Raw genomic sequence first — 256 nt, forward strand, 5'->3', positions numbered from 1 at the left:
CCGGCTCACCCAACGCCGCCGAAGCCACCACCGGAACCGAGACGAAACCCTCCGGACAACCCCCCGTGTCCAGGACCCGGACCACCGTCCCCTCATCGACGACCTCCGGCAACACCCCCAGACCCCGCTCATCCGCGATCACCAGGTCCACCCCGGCCACCCGAATCATCCGCCGCGTCAACTCCGCAGGAAAATTCGGCTGCAACGGCACCACCGTGCCACCCGCATACAACACCGCGAGCAAACCCACATACGT

1 pseudogene is annotated in these 256 nt (G+C 66.8%); it reads right to left on the reverse strand.

The features are described 5' to 3' along the window. Positions 1–256, reverse strand: a pseudogene (locus MRBLMG1_RS03795) (AMP-dependent synthetase); the annotation flags it as partial.

Source organism: Streptomyces sp. LMG1-1-1.1 (assembly GCF_040815545.1).
In the GTDB taxonomy this organism is placed as follows: domain Bacteria; phylum Actinomycetota; class Actinomycetes; order Streptomycetales; family Streptomycetaceae; genus Streptomyces.